At 66.7% G+C, this 2,706-nt stretch carries 5 protein-coding genes; 3 read left to right on the top strand and 2 right to left on the bottom strand.

Annotated features, from left to right (window positions below):
- Both QZV94_RS24425 and QZV94_RS24420 read left to right on the top strand, forming a co-directional pair.
- Positions 1-397: ATP-dependent Clp protease proteolytic subunit (locus QZV94_RS24425; RefSeq protein WP_293682990.1), on the top strand; the 397-nt coding region annotated here is incomplete at its 5' end.
- Between the two features lie 43 nt (positions 398-440).
- Entirely contained in the window at positions 441-938 is a 498-nt protein-coding gene (locus QZV94_RS24420; RefSeq protein ID WP_293682988.1) for a hypothetical protein, read from the top strand.
- Between the two features lies 1 nt (position 939).
- Here the strand turns inward: QZV94_RS24420 and QZV94_RS24415 are convergent, their stop codons facing one another.
- Together QZV94_RS24415 and QZV94_RS24410 are read right to left on the bottom strand one after the other, a co-directional pair.
- Positions 940-1,197 carry a hypothetical protein gene (locus QZV94_RS24415; RefSeq protein ID WP_293682986.1) on the bottom strand — a complete coding sequence of 86 codons (258 nt, stop codon included), beginning with the start codon at positions 1,195-1,197 and terminating at the stop codon, positions 940-942.
- On the bottom strand, positions 1,194-1,853 hold the full coding sequence (locus tag QZV94_RS24410; RefSeq protein WP_293682984.1) for an HAD-IB family hydrolase: 660 nt from the start codon (positions 1,851-1,853) through the stop codon (positions 1,194-1,196). Before QZV94_RS24410 ends, QZV94_RS24415 begins: the two co-directional genes overlap by 4 nt.
- A 222-nt stretch (positions 1,854-2,075) precedes the next feature.
- On the opposite strand from QZV94_RS24410, the gene clpX reads away from it, so the two are divergent.
- A partial coding sequence (gene clpX / locus QZV94_RS24405) for an ATP-dependent Clp protease ATP-binding subunit ClpX (RefSeq protein ID WP_293682982.1) occupies positions 2,076-2,706 on the top strand: 631 nt, incomplete at its 3' end.

The raw sequence follows: 2,706 nt of genomic DNA, 5'->3' as shown, positions 1-2,706 counted from the left end.
CGGCGGGATTGTGACGTCTGGCCTCGCGATCTACGACACCATGCAGTACATCAAGAGCCCGGTGATCACCCTGTGCCTGGGCATGGCGGCCTCCATGGGCTCGTTCCTCCTGATGGCCGGCGAGAAGGGCCAGCGGATCGCGCTGCCGAACTCGCGCATCATGCTGCACCAGCCCTCGGGCGGCTACTCGGGCAAGGCGCAGGACATCCGCCGTCACGCCGAGGACATCATCAAGACCAAGGCGCGGCTGAACGAGATCTACGCCAAGCACACCGGCCAGCCGCTTGCGGTGGTCGAGGAAACCCTGGACCGCGACCACTTCATGACCGCCGACGAAGCCAAGGACTGGGGCCTCGTCGACCATGTCTGGGACAAGCGCGACGGCGACGACGCCTAGAGGTTTGGAAGCCGCCCACGTCTTGGTGGTGGGTGGAACGGGCATGCTGTCCGGAGTCTGTGAAGCGCTGGCCGCCGAGGGGACGCGCCTGACCCTCCTGTCGCGGCGCGCGAGCGCCTGGCGCGGCGCGGTGGTGGAAGCCTTCGACTGCGACTACCGGGACGAGGCCGGGTTTGCGAGCGCTGTTGACGCCGCCGTCGCACATTCCGGCCCCGTCGATGTGGCGGTGGCGTGGTTTCACTCGGTGAGGCTGCCCGCCAATCGCCGGCTGGCCGAGCGGATCGGCGCAGGAACGCTGGTTCAGGTGCTCGGCAGCGCGACGGCTGATCCGGCCCATCCGGACAGGTTGGAGACCGCGAGGGCAGTGGCCGAGGGCCTGCGGTGCCGCTTGCGACAGGTCGTGCTCGGCTTTCAGGTCGAGGCTGGCCGCTCGCGCTGGCTGACGGACCGTGAGATTTCCCTGGGCGTCCTGGGCGCCGTGCATCGGGATGATCTGGTTACCGTCGTCGGTTCGGTCGAACCGTGGAGCGCCCGGCCTTAGACTAGGCCAGTCGCTGGCGGGCCGCGACGAGCAGCTGCCTTTGTCCCGGCTCATGCGTCACCTCGATCCGCTCGAAGTCGCGGCCGCCCGCGTCCCGCACGTCGGCGAACAGGCCCTTGGGGTCCTCGTGGAAGTGCAGGAAGGCTCGGCCCTTCAGGTAGAAGGTCCCGCGCGATTTCTCCCTGAGGCTCGGCAGCGCGCGGATCTGGTCCAGCAGCGGCTCCAGCCGGTCTAGGGCAGCGGCGGTCGCGTGCTTCACGGGCGCCCGCTGAAGACCCTGAAATAGGGCTCCTCGGCTATGGCCAGCATCTCGGTGTCGCCGCTGGTGTCGCCGTAGGCCGCCTTCAGCCGCACGTCCGGGCCGTACGTCGCTCTCAACCGTTCGACCTTCTCCGGACCCCGGCAGTTGGCCGAGCCGAAGGCCCCGCTCACCCGGTCGCGGTCGTCGTAGGCCAGGTGGGTGCCCAGCAGGCCGTCGGCGGCCAGGCCCCGGGCGAAAGGCGCCACCACCTCCTCCGGCGAGGCGGTGACGATGATCAGTTGCACCTGTTGCTTGCGCCAGTTCTTCCATGCCGCCACCGCGTCTGGCCGTAGCAGGCTGCGCGAGAACTGCGCGGCGAAGGCGATCGCGTCGGCCTCCAGCCGCTCGCGGCTCACGCCGGCGAGGAACACCTTGGTCGCGTCCGCCTTTATCCTTCCGCGGTCCCGGTGGATCAGGTAGGCGAGGGCTGCGGGAACCAGCCGCAGCGCGCCCAGCACCCAGGCCGCGGGTGGCGTCCGCCACTTCAGGAAGGCCGTATAGCTGTCACGCACCGTCAAGGTGCCGTCGAAATCGAAGGCGACTATGGGTCGGTCCGCATCGTCCGCCGTACGATCCGCCGCCGGCGGCAGGTCCGGCTCACGCTCTTGTGCCATTGTGGCGCGTTTCCCATTTGCTAAGGCGTGGCGCCTAGGGTCCAAGCGACGCGCCTCACATTGTCGCGATACAGCGCGAAGGCTTGTGATCCCGGCGCGGATCGGGGAATGTCAACCCTTGGACAACCCGCGGCGCGTATTCTGCAATGTCAGGGCGCAGATGCCCCGGGACGGGGCGGGTCAGACCACCGGCCGGCTTCGTCTAAACAGTGAGATGTGACCATGACCAAGGCGGCCAGCGGAGACTCGAAGAGCACGCTTTACTGCTCTTTCTGCGGCAAGAGCCAACATGAGGTCCGCAAGCTTATCGCGGGCCCCACCGTGTTCATCTGCGATGAATGCGTAGAGCTGTGCATGGATATCATCCGTGAAGAGCACAAGATTTCCTTCGTCAAATCTAAGGATGGCGTTCCGACGCCCAAGGAAATCCGGGAAGTCCTCGACGATTACGTGATCGGACAAGATCACGCCAAGAAGGTGCTCTCCGTCGCGGTGCACAACCACTACAAGCGCTTGAACCACGCCACGAAGAACAACGACGTGGAACTGGGCAAGGCCAACATCCTGCTGATCGGGCCGACCGGCACCGGCAAGACCCTGCTGGCCCAGACGCTGGCCCGAATCATCGACGTGCCGTTCACCGTCGCCGACGCCACGACCCTCACCGAAGCCGGCTATGTGGGCGAGGACGTCGAGAATATTATCCTCAAGCTGCTGCAGTCCGCGGACTACAACGTCGAGCGCGCCCAGCGCGGCATCGTCTACATCGACGAGGTCGACAAGATCAGCCGCAAGTCCGACAACCCCTCGATCACCCGCGACGTGTCGGGCGAGGGCGTGCAGCAGGCGCTGC

The sequence above is a fragment of the uncultured Phenylobacterium sp. genome (genome assembly GCF_902826855.1).
Classification (GTDB): Bacteria; Pseudomonadota; Alphaproteobacteria; order Caulobacterales; family Caulobacteraceae; genus Phenylobacterium.
This window is presented reverse-complemented; position numbering and strand designations above follow the sequence as displayed.

Bases quoted from the DNA above. Each gene is read 5' to 3' on its own strand.
- QZV94_RS24420 (WP_293682988.1), top strand. From the start codon at position 441: ATGCTGTCCGGAGTCTGTGAAGCGCTGGCCGCCGAGGGGACGCGCCTG.
- QZV94_RS24410 (WP_293682984.1), bottom strand. From the start codon at position 1,853: ATGGCACAAGAGCGTGAGCCGGACCTGCCGCCGGCGGCGGATCGTACG.